The organism is Variibacter gotjawalensis (genome assembly GCF_002355335.1).
Classification (GTDB): Bacteria; Pseudomonadota; Alphaproteobacteria; order Rhizobiales; family Xanthobacteraceae; genus Variibacter; species Variibacter gotjawalensis.
The window spans coordinates 3,657,893-3,673,796 of the sequence record NZ_AP014946.1 but is presented as its reverse complement, the minus strand read 5'-3'; the positions used below and the strand labels follow the sequence as shown (position 1 = coordinate 3,673,796).

Sequence of the window (15,904 nt, the reverse complement as noted above, 5' to 3'; positions counted from 1 at the left end):
AGTGCAATCTCAGGTTCTCGCGCGTTATGCGTTTCACGCTTCGTGTTATCGGCAATCTCGAGCTATCGGTCTCTCAGCCCGAACGCGTTCTTCCGATCACATCGCGCAAATCGCGTGCGCTGCTGGCGCTACTCGCCTCGAGCCCGCGTCGCCGGATCAATCGTTCTGATGCGGCATCGCTGCTGTGGGCCGGTGACGACCCGAAAACGCGACTCAACCTCCGTCAAGAACTCAGCGTTCTGCGCCGTGCGCTCGGCGGTCACGCGTCGCAGTTCTTTTCCGCAACCGACGACGAGATCGCGCTGACCGATGCGGTCGATACGGATCTCGCGCAGCTCGCCGCGGCGACCAAAGCGGACGACGTTCTGACGCTTTCTGCCGCAATGGATGTCGTGCGTGGACCATTCGGTGCGGACCTCGATCTCGCTTGCGACAATTTCCAGCGATGGCTGAGCGAAGAACGAGCGGCTGCACGTCACCTCGCAGTCTCAGTCGGCGATCGCTTGGTGAGAACGCTAGCGGAGAAGGGCCGCCACAAGGAGGCTCTCGACCGTGCGCTCGCGTTGCATGCTCTCGAGCCCCTACGCGAAGAGACTCATCGTCTGGTCTTGCGCGAGGAGGCGATCGTCTCGGGGCGCGCTTCTGCGATGGCGCGGTACGAACAGTTTCGCACATTGTTGCGCGATGAACTCGCCGTGCAGCCGGAGCGTGAGACGCAGCGTTTGTTGGATACGTTTCGCGCACAGAAATCGAGTGAACCCGCTGCGGCAACGCAGGCAACGAAGCAGGCGCCCATTGCAGCTCCGCCGAAGGGGAGCGGTCTTTGGCGATTTCCTGCTGACCTCCGATTATCCGGTGCGCTCGCAATAGCGCTGATGGCCGCCGCAGTGTTCCTCTTCAACCCGCGGATATTCTTCAAGCCCGACGTCAAGCCATCGGCGACGACAGCCGAAGCGCTGCCAGCGCCGGCGACTTACAACGAGCAGGGCGATGGGAAGGTTTCGCTCGCGATCCTGCCTTTCACGTTGCAGTCCGGAAGCGAGGCGCTGGCTCCGTTTGCTGCCGAGTTCAACATGTCGGTGAAGCGGGTGTTTCTGCTGCATCGCCGACACGCTGTCATCGACACGCCGAGAGAACTGCCCCCGGCGGGCCGTATGGCTCAGCTCGGCCGCGCTCTGCACGCCCGGTACATCATGTCGGGATACATCCAGCAGCAGCCGCAGGGTCGCGTGCATGTCTTCGTCGAGGTGTGGGACACCGAAACCGGATCGGCCATTTCGGGGCGCTCGATCGTCCGTGAAGGTACTGACCTTGCGGTGACGCTTCGCCAGCTCACCTCCGAAACAGCGTTGTCGACAATCGGCGCGATTGCTTTGCACTGGGCAACGAAGTTCGCCGACGAGGATATGTCGGTGCAAGCGCTTCTCGCGCGTGCCGGAGCCCACGCAATACGCTCTCAGTATTCCGACCGAGCGCCGAATGAGCGCGACGTCTGGAAGCGTATCCTCGCGTTGGCACCGGACAACGAACTCGCGCTTTCCCATCTGGTCGGTCAGATCGCGCAAACGGTAGCGCGCAATCAGAGCCCCGACGTTAAGGCGGATTTGGCGGAGCTTGCGGTGTTGCTCGATCGCTTGCGGCATATCGCGCCCGAGTCGGCGCACGCCGAATTCATTCGCGGTCTGACCGCGAAGGTCAGCCGCGATCACGAGGTTGCGGCGCGGCACTTCGAGCGCGTTCTCGAGCTGTGGCCCGGTCACCTGCAGGCCGGCGTTCAGCTCGCGCATATCGGCGCGTTTCTGGGCCGCGTCGAGGAGGGCGTCGCTTGGTTCGACCGCTGGGTCGATCAGAAGACGGTGACCGTTCAAACGATCGACAACGCGTATATCGCGGGCGAAGTCGCGCTCGTCGCGCGCCGTTATGCGGATGCTGCACGGTGGCTTGCACTGGCGGTGCAACAAAATCCGAAGATCGGCCGCGTTCAAGCGCTGTACGCCGCCGCGCTCGAACTCGCTGGGCGTGAAGCAGAAGCGACGCAAGCCGCCACCGAGGCGCATCGCCAGGCACCGAATTATTCGCCGCAAGTCATGGCGCTGCGCGGCAGCAACCGGCATGGCGAAACTGCGCCGGCCTTTGCGTCCGAACGCGACCGTTATGTCGAGGCCTATCGCGCGGCGTTGGGGCGCGCCGTCGCGGCCACGCGCACGGAAGCAAGCACACCGATCGAGTCGCGATAGCCGCGATATGCGGTTGATCCACAAAGCATAACGGCCGACTCACGCTAAAATCACGCACGCCTGAAAGGATTGCTCAACCAAAGTCCACGTTGAGCCAATGCGCGACCCCAACGATCTAATCGACAACATCTACGAAGCGGCGCTGGTCCCGGAACACTGGCCGACAGCGCTTGGGCAGGTCGCCGAGACGATCGGTGCGGAGGGTGCGGTCGTCTTCACGACGAACTTTCAGCGCGTGTCGCATTGGTCCGCGTCGGCGTCGATCAACCAGGTGATGCAGGATTGGCTGGCCGCCGGCTGGCACCTGAAGGCCGAGCGGACGCGGCGAATGGTCGGTGCGGGGCATCCGGGTTTTATCACCGAGCAGCACATTTTCACGGCGGAGGAACTTGCGGCTGATCCAGAGCACCGTGAGTTCCTCAAGCCGCGTGGTCTCGGCGGCATCGCGGCCGGGACCTACATTCCGATGCCGTCCGGCGATGTCGTCGTTTACAGCGTCGAGCGCGGGGCAGAGACGCCGCTTTCGGCTGAAGATATCGGAAGGCTCGATGAATTGAGGCCGCATTTGGCGCGCGCCGGCGCGCTCGGCGCGCGGGTCGGACTCGATCACGCGCGAACGGCTGCCGAGACATTCAAGATCGTCGGGCTGCCGGCAGCTTCGCTCGGAAGTAAAGGCAAAGTGCTGGCGGCGAACTCGCTGTTCGAAGCGCTGATGCCGAAGCTCGTGCATGACCGGCTAGCACGCTTGACGCTTGTCGACGATGCCGCCGATGCGCTGCTCTCGACGACGTTGAACGCGCCGCTCACCGCGACCGAAACCGTCAGGTCGATCCCGATCGCGGCAGCCGACGACATGCCACCGCATGTCATTCACCTGCTGCCGGTGGTCGGCAGCGCGCACGACATCTTCGCGCAGGTTTCCTGGATCTGCCTCGCGGTGCCGGTCGTGCCGCGCGACGTCCCGGGAGCTGAACTGCTGCAGGGGCTTTTCGATCTGACACCGGCCGAAGCGCGCGTTGCGAGAGCGATCGGCGCGGCGCGGCCGATCGATACCATCGCGAAAGCTCTCGGCGTATCGGCGCTGACGGTGCGCACCCAACTCAAGGCTGTCTTCGCCAAGACCGGCGTACGCGGGCAGGCCGAACTTGTAAGACTACTCGGATACGCCAGCCTTCCCGGACAAGGTGCATCCTTCGAAAAGGACTGACTTTTCTTACCTCATATGGGTGATGGCCAGCGGCGAAGGTTCGCGCAGACTGGCCGTCGCTACAAGAGCTTAGGATCAGTGATGCGTGTTCCTGCGGAGCCGATGGGCTCCTGGCCCCATGCGACGAGTATGAATTACCTCATCGGGTCGCCGAAGAGCCTCGAGGCGCTCCTGCGCGTGTCGCGGGCAGGCGATGTAGCAAGCGATCCTGATCTCGTGAGCCTATTGCGTGTCGTGCCGTCGCCGGCCATTCGCGATGTGGCGATTTGCTCGCTGGTCACACTCGTGGGCCAACACATTTCTCCGGAATTGCTGACCAATGCCTGGCGCAACGCTTACCGCGAGAGCTTGCGCGCCGGGGTGCGGATATGGGTGGTCGCATCGCCGCTGACCTTGATCGATACGCTCGAGCAGCTCGGGTTCCGCCGGACCGAAATGTCGGTCCCCGGCGCGGCAGGCGCCAGCCGGCAGCGCGTCATGATGCTCGATTTATTCGATATCGAGCACTTGTGGGCGATGCGATCGCCGTTCCTCGAGATGGCGCGCGAATTCGCGCATGAACCTTGCTCCGCTGATCCTGTGATCCATGCAGAAGAAGCGAATCCATTCACCCGTCTGGCTTTCGCCAGAAATCCTTTCAATCGCGGCTTGCCCAATGTGCGAACGGCGGCGACGCAAATACGCGGGATTCGGCGCCTTCGGCACCGGCAAGGCCTAGTGTCAGCGACGAATCAAAGCGCCGGCTGAAAGCCGCTAAATTCCAGCAAATCGCTTGCTCAAATCACTCGCCGCGCCGCAGGCGAGGGCGATTTTCGCCGTTTCTCATGCCGCATTGCAAAAAATCGCAAATCCCGAGTCATTTGAGTCCCTTAATTGCTTGACACTTCCGAGCCCTGGCGGATAGAACCCGCTCACTTTCCGGCAAGCGGTGAGTTTTTCTGATCCGTGTGGCGCGTCACATGCGCCCTGATCGATGAAGCTCAAACGTTGCCGCCGACTTGAGCCGTTAATGCTGGTGCATGACCTTGGGGTTTCGGCCCTCCGGTCCTCTGGTTTGGCAAGCGCCCTTCCGCTTCTTCAAGAGCGGGTCGGCGCAGATTCGTTTTGCGTGGGGTATTTGCCCTGCGGAGTGTAGGCAAGCGATCCTATTTCGATGGATTGCGGGTGGCCCGAAGGGCCGAAACAAGGTGGATGTCGGATGCCGACGATTAATCAGCTGATCCGGAAGCCCCGGGTACAGGTGAAGGCCCGTAAGAAGGTGCCGGCGCTGCAGCAGAGCCCGCAGAAGCGCGGCGTCTGCACGCGCGTTTATACGACCACGCCGAAGAAGCCGAACTCGGCTCTCCGTAAGGTCGCCAAGGTTCGCTTGACCAACGGCTTCGAAGTCATCGGTTACATCCCGGGCGAAGGCCATAACCTGCAAGAGCACTCGGTGGTCATGATCCGCGGCGGCCGCGTGAAGGATCTTCCGGGCGTTCGCTACCACATCCTGCGCGGCGTCCTCGATACCCAGGGCGTCAAGAACCGTAAGCAGCGCCGTTCGAAGTACGGCGCGAAGCGTCCGAAGTAACGGAGCGGAGAGAGAACCATGTCCCGTCGTCACCGCGCCGAGAAACGCGAAATTCTTCCCGATCCGAAGTTCGGGAATATCGTCATTACGAAGTTCATGAATGCCATCATGTATGATGGCAAGAAGTCGGTCGCCGAGCAGATCGTGTACGGCGCTCTCGACACCATCGAGCAGAAGACGAAGCAGCAGCCGCTCGGCGTGTTTCAGTCGGCGCTCGAAAATGTCATGCCGTCGCTCGAAGTTCGTTCGCGCCGCGTCGGTGGCGCCACCTATCAGGTTCCGGTCGAAGTGCGTACGGATCGCCGTCAGGCGCTCGGCATTCGCTGGATCATCACGTCGGCCCGTGGCCGCAACGAAAAGACGATGACGGAGCGCCTCTCGGCAGAGCTGCTCGACGCATCGAACGGCCGAGGCAACGCGGTCAAGAAGCGCGAAGACACGCACAAGATGGCGGAAGCCAACCGCGCATTTTCGCACTACCGCTGGTAAGCCCGAAGGACATCTGACATGGCCCGCAATCATCCGATCGAGGACTACCGTAACTTCGGCATCATGGCGCACATCGATGCCGGCAAGACGACGACGACCGAGCGGATCCTCTACTACACCGGCAAGAGCCACAAAATCGGCGAAGTGCACGAAGGTGCCGCGACGATGGACTGGATGGAGCAGGAGCAGGAGCGCGGCATCACGATCACGTCTGCCGCGACGACCGCATTCTGGAACGACAAGCGTCTGAACATCATCGACACGCCGGGCCACGTCGACTTCACGATCGAAGTCGAGCGTTCGCTGCGCGTGCTCGACGGCGCCGTTTGCGTGCTCGACTCTAACCAGGGCGTCGAGCCGCAGACCGAGACGGTCTGGCGTCAGGGCGACAAGTACAAAGTTCCGCGTATCGTTTTCGCGAACAAGATGGACAAGATCGGCGCTGACTTCTTCAAGTGCCTCGAGGACATCAAGGTTCGCCTCGGCGCGAAGCCGGTCGCGATCCAGCTTCCGATCGGTTCGGAGAATAACTTCAAGGGCGTTATCGACCTCGTTCGCATGGTCGGCATCGTGTGGGAAGACGAGGCGCTCGGCGCCAAGTACAACGACGTTGAAATTCCGGAAGACCTGAAAGAGCAGGCTGCCGAATATCGTATCGCGCTCGTCGAAGCTGCGGTCGATCTCGATGACGACGCCATGGCAGCGTATCTCGACGGCAACGAGCCGGACGTCCCGACACTCAAGAAGCTGATCCGCAAGGCCGTCATCACGGGCGCCTTCTATCCGGTGCTCGCCGGCTCGGCGTTCAAGAACAAGGGCGTGCAGCCGCTGCTCGACGCCGTCGTCGACTATCTGCCGTCGCCGCTCGACGTTCCCGCCATCAAGGGCGAGGACGACAAGGGTGAGCCGGTCGTTCGTCTTCCGAAGGATGACGAGCCGATGGCGCTGCTCGCGTTCAAGATCATGGACGATCCGTTCGTCGGCACGATCACGTTCTGCCGCATCTACTCGGGCGTGCTGCAAAGCGGCACCGGCGTCGTCAACTCGACGCGCGAGAAGAAAGAGCGTATCGGCCGCATGCTGTTGATGCATGCGAACAACCGCGAAGACATCAAAGAAGCCTATGCGGGCGACATCGTCGCACTCGCCGGCCTGAAGGAAGTTCGCACCGGCGACACGCTGTGCGATCCGATCAAGCAGGTCGTTCTCGAGCGCATGGAATTCCCGGATCCGGTCATCGAGATCGCGATCGAGCCGAAGTCGAAGGCCGACCAGGAAAAGCTGGGCGTCGCTCTCGCAAAGCTCGCTGCGGAAGATCCGTCGTTCCGCGTGTCGACCGATCACGAGTCGGGTCAGACCATCCTCAAGGGGATGGGCGAACTCCATCTCGACATCAAGGTCGACATCCTGCGCCGCACCTACAAGGTGGACGCCAATATCGGCGCGCCGCAGGTGGCGTTCCGTGAACGCGTGACGCAGAAGGCGGAAGTCGATTACACGCACAAGAAGCAGACCGGTGGTACGGGTCAGTTCGCGCGCGTCAAGATCGTCGTCGAGCCGAACGAGCCGGGCAAAGGCTTCGAGTTCGAGTCGAAGATCATCGGCGGCAACGTGCCGAAGGAATACATCCCGGGCGTCGAAAAGGGCCTCAACAGCGTCATGGGCGCTGGCGTGGTCGCTGGCTTCCCGGTTGTCGACGTCAAGGTGTCGCTGATCGACGGCGCGTATCACGAAGTCGACTCGTCGGCACTGGCGTTCGAAATCGCGTCGCGCGCTGCGTTCCGCGAAGCGCTGCAAAAGGGCAAGTCGGTCCTGCTCGAGCCGATCATGAAGGTCGAGTGCGTGACGCCGGAAGACTACACGGGTTCGGTCATCGGTGACTTGAACTCCCGCCGTGGCCAGATCCAGGGCCAGGACATGCGCGGCAACGCCAACGTCATCAACGCGATGGTCCCGCTGATGAACATGTTTGGTTACGTGAACACTCTGCGCTCGATGAGCCAGGGCCGCGCAACCTTCACGATGCAGTTCGATCACTACGCCGAGGCGCCGCGTAACGTCTCGGAAGAAGTCCAGAAGAAATTCGCATAACCGCAAGCGTCACCGGACGCTCAAGTCTGTACGGAGAGCCACATGGCCAAAGAGAAATTTGAACGCAACAAGCCGCACTGCAACATCGGCACGATTGGTCACGTTGACCATGGCAAGACGTCGTTGACGGCAGCGATCACGAAGGTGTTGGCGGAGAAGGGCGGCGCAACGTTCACGGCGTACGACCAGATCGACAAGGCACCGGAAGAGAAGGCACGCGGCATCACGATCTCGACCGCGCACGTCGAGTATCAGACCGACAACCGCCACTACGCGCACGTCGATTGCCCGGGCCACGCCGACTACGTGAAGAACATGATCACGGGCGCGGCGCAGATGGACGGCGCGATCCTGGTCGTGTCGGCTGCCGACGGCCCGATGCCGCAGACGCGCGAGCACATCCTGCTCGCCCGCCAGGTCGGCGTTCCGGCGCTCGTCGTGTTCATGAACAAGGTCGACATGGTCGACGATCCGGAGCTCTTGGAGCTCGTCGAGCTCGAAGTGCGCGAGCTTCTCTCGAAGTACGAGTTCCCGGGCGACGACATTCCGATCACCAAGGGTTCGGCGCTGTGCGCGCTTGAAGACCGCGAGCCGAAGATCGGCAAGGACGCGGTTCTGGCGCTCATGGAGACCGTCGATTCCTACATCCCGCAGCCGGAGCGTCCGATCGACCAGCCGTTCCTGATGCCGGTCGAAGACGTGTTCTCGATCTCGGGCCGCGGCACGGTCGTCACCGGCCGCGTCGAGCGCGGCATCGTCAAGGTCGGCGAGGAAGTCGAGATCGTCGGCCTCCGCGCGACGACGAAGACGACCGTCACGGGCGTCGAGATGTTCCGCAAGCTGCTCGATCAGGGCCAGGCCGGCGACAACATCGGCGCACTGCTGCGCGGCACGAAGCGTGAAGACGTCGAGCGCGGCCAGGTTCTCTGCAAGCCGGGTTCGGTCAAGCCGCACACGAAGTTCAAGGCAGAAGCCTACATCCTGACGAAGGATGAGGGCGGTCGCCACACGCCGTTCTTCACGAACTACCGTCCGCAGTTCTACTTCCGCACGACGGACGTGACGGGCGTGGTTCACCTGCCGGAAGGCACCGAGATGGTCGTTCCGGGCGACAACGTCGCGATGGAAGTGCACCTGATCGTGCCGATCGCGATGGAAGAGAAGCTTCGCTTCGCCATCCGCGAAGGCGGCCGTACGGTCGGCGCCGGCGTCGTCGCAAGCATCATCGAGTGAGGATAGTTAGGCAGTCGGCAGTCGCAAGATTGCCGGCCGCCGATTGCCTACTGCTCACTTAGACGAGAGATAAAAGATGAACGGCCAAAACATTCGCATCCGGCTCAAAGCGTTCGATCATCGCATCCTCGATGCGTCGACGCGCGAGATCGTGAATACGGCCAAGCGTACGGGCGCGCAGGTGCGTGGTCCGATTCCGCTGCCTACCCGGATCGAGAAGTACACGGTCAACCGCTCGCCGCACATCGACAAGAAGTCGCGCGAGCAGTTCGAAATGCGGACTCACAAGCGTTTGCTCGACATCGTCGACCCGACGCCGCAAACCGTCGACGCTTTGATGAAGCTCGACCTCGCGGCCGGTGTGGACGTCGAGATCAAGCTCTAAGCCGCATAAAGATTTGAACTCGCGTTTAACGCGACTAGTCAAGGACGGACGACAATGCGTTCCGGAGTGATCGCGCAGAAGCTGGGAATGACCCGCGTCTTTACAGACGCTGGTGAGCATATCCCGGTGACCGTGCTCAAACTCGATGGCTGCCAAGTGGTGGGTCATCGCACGCAAGATAAAAACGGCTACGTTGCGCTGCAGCTGGGTTCCGGCAAGCGCAAGCCGAAGAACGTGCCGAAGGCCGAGCGCGGCAACTTCGCCGTCGCCAAGGTCGAGCCGAAGCGCAAGGTCGCGGAATTCCGCGTCACCGACGCTGAGCTCATTCCGGTCGGCGCCGAGATCATGGCGGACCATTTCGTCGTCGGTCAGTTCGTCGACGTCACCGGCATCACGACCGGTAAGGGTTTTGCCGGCGGCATGAAGCGCTGGAACTTCGGCGGTCTGCGCGCGACGCACGGCGTCTCGGTCTCGCATCGCTCGATCGGTTCGACCGGCGGCCGTCAGGATCCGGGCAAGACGTTCAAGAACAAGAAGATGCCGGGTCACCTCGGTGTCGAGCAAGTCACTACGCTGAACCTCAAGGTCGTGCAGACGGATGTCGAGCGCGGTCTGATCATGGTCGAAGGCGCGGTGCCGGGCGTTGCCGGCGGCTGGATCACCATGCGTGACGCCGTCAAGAAGGCGCTCCCGAAGGATGCACCGAAGCCGGGCAAGTTCCGCGTCGCCGGTGGCGAGAGCGCAGCTGCGGCACAAGAGCCGGCAGCTACGGCTGAGGGAGCGTGAACATGAAAATCGCAATCAACACGCTCGAAGGTAAAGAGGCGGGTTCGCTCGACCTCAACCAGGACATCTTCGGTCTCGAGCCGCGTGCCGATCTCTTGCAGCGTTGCGTGCGCTGGCAGCTGGCCAAGCGCCAGGCCGGCACGCACGACGTCAAGAACCGTTCGGAGATCGCGCGTACGGGCAAGAAGCTCTACAAGCAGAAGGGCACCGGCGGTGCTCGTCACGGTGCGGCTCGCGCCAACCTGTTCCGTGGTGGTGGCCGTTCGTTCGGTCCGACCCCGCGCAGCCACGAGATCGGCCTGCCGAAGAAAGTGCGCGCGCTCGCGCTGCGTCACGCTCTCTCGGCGAAGGCCAAGGACGGCGCGCTGATCATTGTCGATCAGGCCTCGACCGGCGAAGCGAAGACGAAGGCGCTGAAGCTCAGCTTCGGCAAGCTCGGCCTCACCAGCGCACTGATCATCGACGGCGCCGAGGTGAACGAGAACTTCGCGCTCGCGGCTCGCAACATTCCGCATATCGATGTCCTGCCGATCCAGGGCATCAACGTTTACGACATCATGCGCCGCGAGAAGCTCGTGCTGACGCGCGCTGCTGTCGATGCGCTGGAGGCGCGGTTCAAATGAGCAAAGCCATCGAAGCTCGCCACTACGACGTGATCCTGTCGCCGACGATCACCGAAAAGGCGACGATGCAGTCGGAGCACAACAAGGTCGTGTTCAAGGTCGCGCGCGGCGCGACCAAGCCGCAGATCAAGGAAGCGGTCGAGAAGCTTTTCGACGTCAAGGTCAAGAGCGTCAACACGCTGCTGCGTAAGGGCAAGACGCGGGTGTTCCGCGGCTTCAAGGGTGAACTCTCGGACGTCAAACGCGCAGTCGTGACGCTCGAGGAAGGTCACCGCATCGACGTGACGACCGGCCTCTAAGGGATAATCGTTATGGCACTGAAGAAATATAAGCCGACGACCCCGGGCCAGCGACAGCTGGTGCTGGTCGATCGTTCGGCGCTCTACCGCGGCAAGCCCGTCAAGACGCTGACCGAAGGTCGCGCTGAAGCCGGCGGCCGCAACAACAACGGTCGCATCACGGTTCGTTTTCGTGGCGGCGGACACAAGCAGGCGTATCGCAACGTCGACTTCAAGCGCCGTAAGCTTGATGTGCCGGCGCGTGTCGAGCGTATCGAATACGATCCGAACCGTTCGGCCTTCATCGCGCTGATCAAGTACGAGGACGGCGAGCTCGCCTACATCCTGGCGCCGCAGCGCTTGGCCGAAGGCGACACCGTCATCTCGGCGAAGAGCGCGGACGTGAAGCCGGGCAATGCGATGCCGCTGGCGGCCATTCCGGTCGGCACGATCGTGCACAACATCGAGCTGAAGATCGGTAAGGGCGGGGCGCTCGCGCGTTCGGCCGGCACCTACGCTCAGATCGCCGGCCGCGATCAGGAATACATCATCATCCGTCTCTCGTCGGGTGAGCAGCGCCTCGTGCACGGTCAGTGCATGGCGTCGGTCGGTGCGGTGTCGAACCCGGACCACATGAACACCTCGATCGGCAAAGCCGGTCGTAACCGTTGGCTCGGCAAGCGCCCGCATAACCGCGGCGTCTCCATGAACCCGGTCGACCATCCGCTCGGCGGCGGCGAAGGCCGTTCTTCGGGTGGCCGTCATCCGGTTACGCCGTGGGGCTTCCCGACCAAGGGCAAGAAGACGCGTAAGAACAAGCAGACTACGAAATTCATTGTCGCGAGCCGTCACGCTCGCAAGAAGAAGTAGGAAGGACGCACATGACGCGTTCAGTATGGAAAGGTCCGTTCGTTGACGGATACCTCCTCAAGAAAGCCGATACGGCTCGTTCGTCTGGCCGGCACGACGTCATCAAGACGTGGAGCCGCCGCTCGACGATCCTGCCGCAGTTCGTCGGTCTGACGTTCGGCGTTCACAACGGACAGAAGCACATCCCGGTCGCTGTGACCGAGGAAATGGTCGGACATAAGCTCGGCGAGTTCGCGCCGACGCGTACGTTCCATGGCCATGCCTCGGACAAAAAAGCCAAGCGGTCGTAGGGAGCTGATCGATGGGTAAGAAAAAGCGCGAGCGCGTTTTGTCCGAGACCGAGGCGCAAGCCGTGGCTCGCAACATCCGCATCAGCCCGCAGAAGCTCAACCTGGTCGCGCAGTTAATCCGCGGCAAGAAGGTTGCGGCGGCCTTGGCCGATCTCGAATTCTCGCGTAAGCGCATCGCGCGCGACGTGAAGAAGTGCCTCGAGTCGGCGATCGCCAACGCGGAAAACAACCACAGCCTCGATGTCGACGATCTGATCGTCGCGCAGGCGCATGTCGGCAAAGCTCTCGTGATGAAGCGCTTCCATGCGCGCGCACGCGGCCGCGCCGGCGCCATCCAGAAGCCGTTCTCGCACCTGACGATCATCGTTCGTCAGGTCGAGGAAAAGGCAGCGGCGTAAGGGGAATCTGATGGGTCAGAAAATCAATCCAATCGGCCTGCGCCTCGGCATCAACCGCACGTGGGACTCGCGCTGGTTCGCCGCCAAGGGCGAATACGGCAAGCTGCTGCACGAAGACATGGCGATCCGCGCGATGCTCATGAAAGAGCTCAAGCAGGCTGCCGTCTCGCGCATCGTCATCGAGCGCCCGCACAAGAAGTGCCGCGTCACGATCCACTCGGCGCGTCCGGGTGTCGTCATCGGCAAGAAGGGCGCCGACATCGACAAGCTGCGCAAGCAGGTTGCGGCGCTCACGAATGCGGACGTCGTGCTCAACATCATCGAAATCCGTAAGCCGGAAATCGATGCGCAGCTGGTCGCCGAATCGATCGCGCAGCAGCTCGAGCGCCGCGTTGCGTTCCGCCGTGCCATGAAGCGCGCCGTTCAGTCGGCGATGCGTCTCGGCGCGGAAGGCATCCGCATCAACTGCTCGGGCCGTCTCGGCGGCGCCGAAATTGCCCGTCTCGAGTGGTACCGCGAAGGTCGCGTGCCGCTGCACACGCTGCGCGCCGACGTCGACTTCGGCGTTGCGACGGCGTTCACGACCTACGGAACCTGCGGCGTTAAGGTTTGGATCTTCAAGGGCGAAATCCTTGAGCACGATCCGATGGCGCAGGACAAGAAAATGGCAGACGGCGGCGGTGACGCCGGTCGCCCGCGCCGCGACGCGGCCTAAGTTTTAGGACGATAAGTCATGTTGCAACCGAAGAAGACGAAGTTCCGGAAGGCGCACAAGGGGCGCATCAAGGGCACCTCGAAGGGCGGCACCAATCTCGACTTCGGCCAGTTCGGTCTGAAGGCGATGGAGCCGGATCGTGTCACGGCCCGTCAGATCGAGGCGGCTCGCCGCGCGCTGACGCGTCACATGAAGCGCGCAGGCCGCGTGTGGATCCGGATTTTCCCGGACGTGCCGGTCTCCAAAAAGCCGCTCGAAGTGCGCATGGGCTCCGGCAAAGGCGCTCCCGAGTATTGGGTCGCGCGCGTTGCGCCGGGCCGCATCCTGTTCGAGCTCGACGGCGTGCCGGTTCAGCTCGCGAAGGAAGCGCTCACGCTTGCTGCCGCTAAGCTGCCGATCAAGACGCGATTCATCCAGCGTATCGCGGAGTAGGGATCATGAAGATCGATGACGTCCGCGGCCTTTCGGCCGACCAGCTCTCCGACGAGCTGCTGAAGTTGAAGAAAGAGCAGTTCAACCTGCGCTTCCAGCGCGCGACGGGCCAGCTCGAGAACACCTCGCGCGTGCGCCAAGTGCGCCGCGACATCGCCCGCATTCAGACGGTCGCGCGCCAAAAGCGCGCCGCCGCCAAGTCGTAATAGAGAGAGGCCCGTATGCCCAAGCGCGTACTGCAAGGCACGGTGGTGAGCGATAAGCAGGACAAGACGGTCGTCGTCTTGATCGAGCGCCGCTTCACGCACCCGATCATGAAGAAGACGGTGCGCCGTTCGAAGAAGTATCAGGCGCACGACGAGTCGAACGCCTATGCGGTCGGCGACACGGTGTGGATCGAAGAGCACAAGCCGATCTCGCGCACGAAGCGCTGGGCGGTGGTGCGCGGCGAGAAGCGCGTCGAGAAGACATCCGCGAAATCGGCGTAAAGCCGGCTTCGCGTTCTACGTAGTACTGCGCGCCATAACGGCGCCGAAATAGAGGACGAGGTGCATCAATGATTCAGATGCAGACCAACCTCGACGTGGCCGACAATTCCGGCGCACGACGGGTCATGTGCATTAAGGTGCTTGGCGGTTCCAAGCGTAAATACGCGCATGTCGGCGACACGATCGTCGTGTCGGTGAAAGAGGCGATTCCCCGCGGACGCGTGAAGAAGGGCGAGGTCATGAAGGCCGTCGTCGTTCGCACCGCGAAGGCGATCCGCCGCGTCGACGGCTCCATCATCCGCTTCGACCGCAACGCCGCTGTGTTGATCAACAACCAGGCTGAGCCGGTCGGCACGCGTATCTTCGGACCGGTTCCGCGCGAGCTGCGCGCGAAGAACCACATGAAGATCATTTCGCTTGCGCCGGAGGTGCTGTAATGGCCGCCAAAATCCGCAAGGGCGACAACGTTATCGTCATCACGGGCCGCCACAAGGGCCGCACCGGTGAAGTGATCGAGGTGCGTCCGAGCGAGGCGCGCGCGCTGGTGCGCGGCGTCAACCTCGTGAAGCGTCATACCAAGCAGACGGCCCAGCAAGAGGGCGGGATCATCTCGAAAGAGGCGCCGATCCACCTCTCGAACCTGTCGCTGCTGCACCCGACCGACAAGAAGCCGACCCGTGTTGGCTTCAAGATGGTCGGCGACAAGAAAGTCCGCGTTGCCAAGCGTGGTGGAGTTGAGATCGATGGCTGATAAGGACGACAAGAAGGCCAAGAAGCCGGCTGCGCCGAAAGTCGAGCACGGCGGCAAGACCGCTCCGAAGGAGCCGAAGGCTGCCAAGGCTGGCGCGGCGAAGGCCGATGCTGCTCCGAAGGAGAAGAAGCCGAAGGAAAAGCAGCCGGCGGCTCGCCTGCGCAAGGTATTCGACGAGCAGGTCCGCAAGGCCCTGACGGAAGAGTTCGGCTACACCAACCCGATGAAGGTTCCGGCGATCACCAAGATCGTTCTGAACATGGGCGTTGGCGAGGGCGTCAACGACCGTAAGAAGGTCGAAGTCGCAGCCAACGATCTTTCGGCGATTGCCGGCCAGAAGGCCGTGATCACGCGCTCGCGTAAGGCGATCGCGACCTACAAGCTGCGTGAAAATCAGCCGATCGGCTGCAAGGTCACGCTGCGCAAGACCCGTATGTACGAGTTCCTCGATCGTCTCGTGAACATCGCGCTCCCCCGCGTGCGCGACTTCCGCGGCCTGAACCCGAAGAGCTTCGACGGCAACGGCAACTATGCGATCGGCATCAAGGAGCACATCGTGTTCCCGGAAATCGATTACGACAAGACGGATGCTGTCCTCGGCATGGACATCATCATCTGCACCTCGGCAACCTCGGACGACGAAGCCCGCGCGTTGCTCAAGCACATGAACTTCCCGTTCCGGCAGTAAGGCGACGTCGGGCAGATTGGCCGACACCATCGCTTTAAACGCGGATACCTAGGAGACACTGAATGGCAAAGACGAGTTCAATCGAGAAGAACGCGAAGCGCCGCAAGATGACCAAGCAGTTCGGCGCACGCCGCGCCAAGCTGAAGGCTCTCGCGCGCGACAAGAACGCTCCGATGGAAGAGCGTTTCGCGGCTGCGCTGAAGCTGGCCGAGCTTCCGCGCAATTCTTCGAAGACCCGCATCCGCAACCGTTGCGAAGTGACGGGGCGCCCGCGCGCATTTTATCGCAAGCTCAAGATGAGCCGCATCGCGATCCGTGATCTCGGATCGAAGGGTCTCATCCCGGGCCTCGTGAAGTCGAGCTGGTAAGGAGG

22 protein-coding genes are annotated in these 15,904 nt (G+C 62.3%); all 22 read left to right on the top strand.

The genetic code is table 11. The features are described 5' to 3' along the window. Window positions 1-26 precede the first annotated feature (26 nt). The 22 genes from GJW30_RS18010 (at window position 27) to rpsN (ending at window position 15,899) form a co-directional block, all read left to right on the top strand. A complete protein-coding gene (locus tag GJW30_RS18010; RefSeq protein ID WP_096357794.1) occupies window positions 27-2,237 on the top strand; it encodes a BTAD domain-containing putative transcriptional regulator in 2,211 nt (736 codons plus the stop codon). A gap of 97 nt (window positions 2,238-2,334) precedes the next feature. Beyond that, window positions 2,335-3,444 carry a helix-turn-helix transcriptional regulator gene (locus GJW30_RS18005; RefSeq protein WP_096357792.1) on the top strand — a complete coding sequence of 370 codons (1,110 nt, stop codon included), beginning with the start codon at window positions 2,335-2,337 and terminating at the stop codon, window positions 3,442-3,444. A 129-nt stretch (window positions 3,445-3,573) separates the two neighbouring features. Next, window positions 3,574-4,191, top strand: a complete 618-nt coding sequence (locus GJW30_RS18000) for a hypothetical protein (protein WP_096357790.1) — start codon at window positions 3,574-3,576, stop codon at window positions 4,189-4,191. A gap of 451 nt (window positions 4,192-4,642) precedes the next feature. Beyond that, on the top strand, window positions 4,643-5,014 hold the full coding sequence (rpsL, locus tag GJW30_RS17995; RefSeq protein WP_096357788.1) for a 30S ribosomal protein S12: 372 nt from the start codon (window positions 4,643-4,645) through the stop codon (window positions 5,012-5,014). A gap of 18 nt (window positions 5,015-5,032) precedes the next feature. Then, window positions 5,033-5,503 (top strand): 30S ribosomal protein S7, encoded by a 471-nt coding sequence (gene rpsG, locus GJW30_RS17990; RefSeq protein WP_096357786.1) that lies wholly within the window; start codon window positions 5,033-5,035, stop codon window positions 5,501-5,503. A gap of 18 nt (window positions 5,504-5,521) precedes the next feature. Continuing rightward, window positions 5,522-7,594, top strand: a complete 2,073-nt coding sequence (gene fusA, locus GJW30_RS17985) for an elongation factor G (RefSeq protein WP_096357784.1) — start codon at window positions 5,522-5,524, stop codon at window positions 7,592-7,594. 42 nt (window positions 7,595-7,636) lie between these two features. Next, a complete protein-coding gene (tuf, locus tag GJW30_RS17980; RefSeq protein WP_096357782.1) occupies window positions 7,637-8,827 on the top strand; it encodes an elongation factor Tu in 1,191 nt (396 codons plus the stop codon). Between the two features lie 76 nt (window positions 8,828-8,903). Continuing rightward, on the top strand, window positions 8,904-9,212 hold the full coding sequence (gene rpsJ / locus GJW30_RS17975) for a 30S ribosomal protein S10 (protein ID WP_096357780.1): 309 nt from the start codon (window positions 8,904-8,906) through the stop codon (window positions 9,210-9,212). A 54-nt stretch (window positions 9,213-9,266) separates the two neighbouring features. Then, window positions 9,267-9,998 (top strand): 50S ribosomal protein L3, encoded by a 732-nt coding sequence (gene rplC / locus GJW30_RS17970; protein WP_096357778.1) that lies wholly within the window; start codon window positions 9,267-9,269, stop codon window positions 9,996-9,998. Window positions 9,999-10,000: 2 nt separating this feature from the next. Next, on the top strand, window positions 10,001-10,621 hold the full coding sequence (gene rplD, locus GJW30_RS17965) for a 50S ribosomal protein L4 (protein WP_096358909.1): 621 nt from the start codon (window positions 10,001-10,003) through the stop codon (window positions 10,619-10,621). After that, the gene (locus GJW30_RS17960; protein ID WP_096357776.1) at window positions 10,618-10,920 is read left to right on the top strand and encodes a 50S ribosomal protein L23; all 303 of its coding nucleotides are present in this window, start codon (window positions 10,618-10,620) and stop codon (window positions 10,918-10,920) included. The genes rplD and GJW30_RS17960 overlap by 4 nt, the downstream gene beginning before the upstream one ends. 12 nt (window positions 10,921-10,932) lie before the next feature. Continuing rightward, the gene (gene rplB / locus GJW30_RS17955; protein ID WP_096357774.1) at window positions 10,933-11,769 is read left to right on the top strand and encodes a 50S ribosomal protein L2; all 837 of its coding nucleotides are present in this window, start codon (window positions 10,933-10,935) and stop codon (window positions 11,767-11,769) included. A gap of 11 nt (window positions 11,770-11,780) precedes the next feature. Continuing rightward, the gene (gene rpsS / locus GJW30_RS17950) at window positions 11,781-12,059 is read left to right on the top strand and encodes a 30S ribosomal protein S19 (protein ID WP_096357772.1); all 279 of its coding nucleotides are present in this window, start codon (window positions 11,781-11,783) and stop codon (window positions 12,057-12,059) included. An 11-nt stretch (window positions 12,060-12,070) separates the two neighbouring features. After that, window positions 12,071-12,457 (top strand): 50S ribosomal protein L22, encoded by a 387-nt coding sequence (rplV, locus tag GJW30_RS17945; RefSeq protein ID WP_096357770.1) that lies wholly within the window; start codon window positions 12,071-12,073, stop codon window positions 12,455-12,457. 10 nt (window positions 12,458-12,467) lie between these two features. Beyond that, entirely contained in the window at window positions 12,468-13,172 is a 705-nt protein-coding gene (gene rpsC / locus GJW30_RS17940) for a 30S ribosomal protein S3 (RefSeq protein WP_096357768.1), read from the top strand. 18 nt (window positions 13,173-13,190) lie between these two features. Next, window positions 13,191-13,604 (top strand): 50S ribosomal protein L16, encoded by a 414-nt coding sequence (gene rplP, locus GJW30_RS17935; RefSeq protein WP_096357766.1) that lies wholly within the window; start codon window positions 13,191-13,193, stop codon window positions 13,602-13,604. 5 nt (window positions 13,605-13,609) lie between these two features. Next, window positions 13,610-13,810, top strand: coding sequence for a 50S ribosomal protein L29 (gene rpmC / locus GJW30_RS17930; protein ID WP_096357764.1), 201 nt, complete (start codon window positions 13,610-13,612; stop codon window positions 13,808-13,810). A 15-nt stretch (window positions 13,811-13,825) separates the two neighbouring features. Further along, the gene (gene rpsQ, locus GJW30_RS17925; protein WP_096357762.1) at window positions 13,826-14,092 is read left to right on the top strand and encodes a 30S ribosomal protein S17; all 267 of its coding nucleotides are present in this window, start codon (window positions 13,826-13,828) and stop codon (window positions 14,090-14,092) included. Between the two features lie 68 nt (window positions 14,093-14,160). Further along, window positions 14,161-14,529 carry a 50S ribosomal protein L14 gene (gene rplN, locus GJW30_RS17920; protein ID WP_096357760.1) on the top strand — a complete coding sequence of 123 codons (369 nt, stop codon included), beginning with the start codon at window positions 14,161-14,163 and terminating at the stop codon, window positions 14,527-14,529. After that, window positions 14,529-14,843 (top strand): 50S ribosomal protein L24, encoded by a 315-nt coding sequence (gene rplX, locus GJW30_RS17915; RefSeq protein WP_096357758.1) that lies wholly within the window; start codon window positions 14,529-14,531, stop codon window positions 14,841-14,843. Before rplN ends, rplX begins: the two co-directional genes overlap by 1 nt. After that, window positions 14,836-15,531, top strand: coding sequence for a 50S ribosomal protein L5 (gene rplE, locus GJW30_RS17910; protein ID WP_096357756.1), 696 nt, complete (start codon window positions 14,836-14,838; stop codon window positions 15,529-15,531). Before rplX ends, rplE begins: the two co-directional genes overlap by 8 nt. A 62-nt stretch (window positions 15,532-15,593) precedes the next feature. After that, complete coding sequence (gene rpsN / locus GJW30_RS17905; RefSeq protein WP_096357754.1) at window positions 15,594-15,899, top strand: 30S ribosomal protein S14; 306 nt, start codon at window positions 15,594-15,596, stop codon at window positions 15,897-15,899. Window positions 15,900-15,904 lie beyond the last annotated feature (5 nt).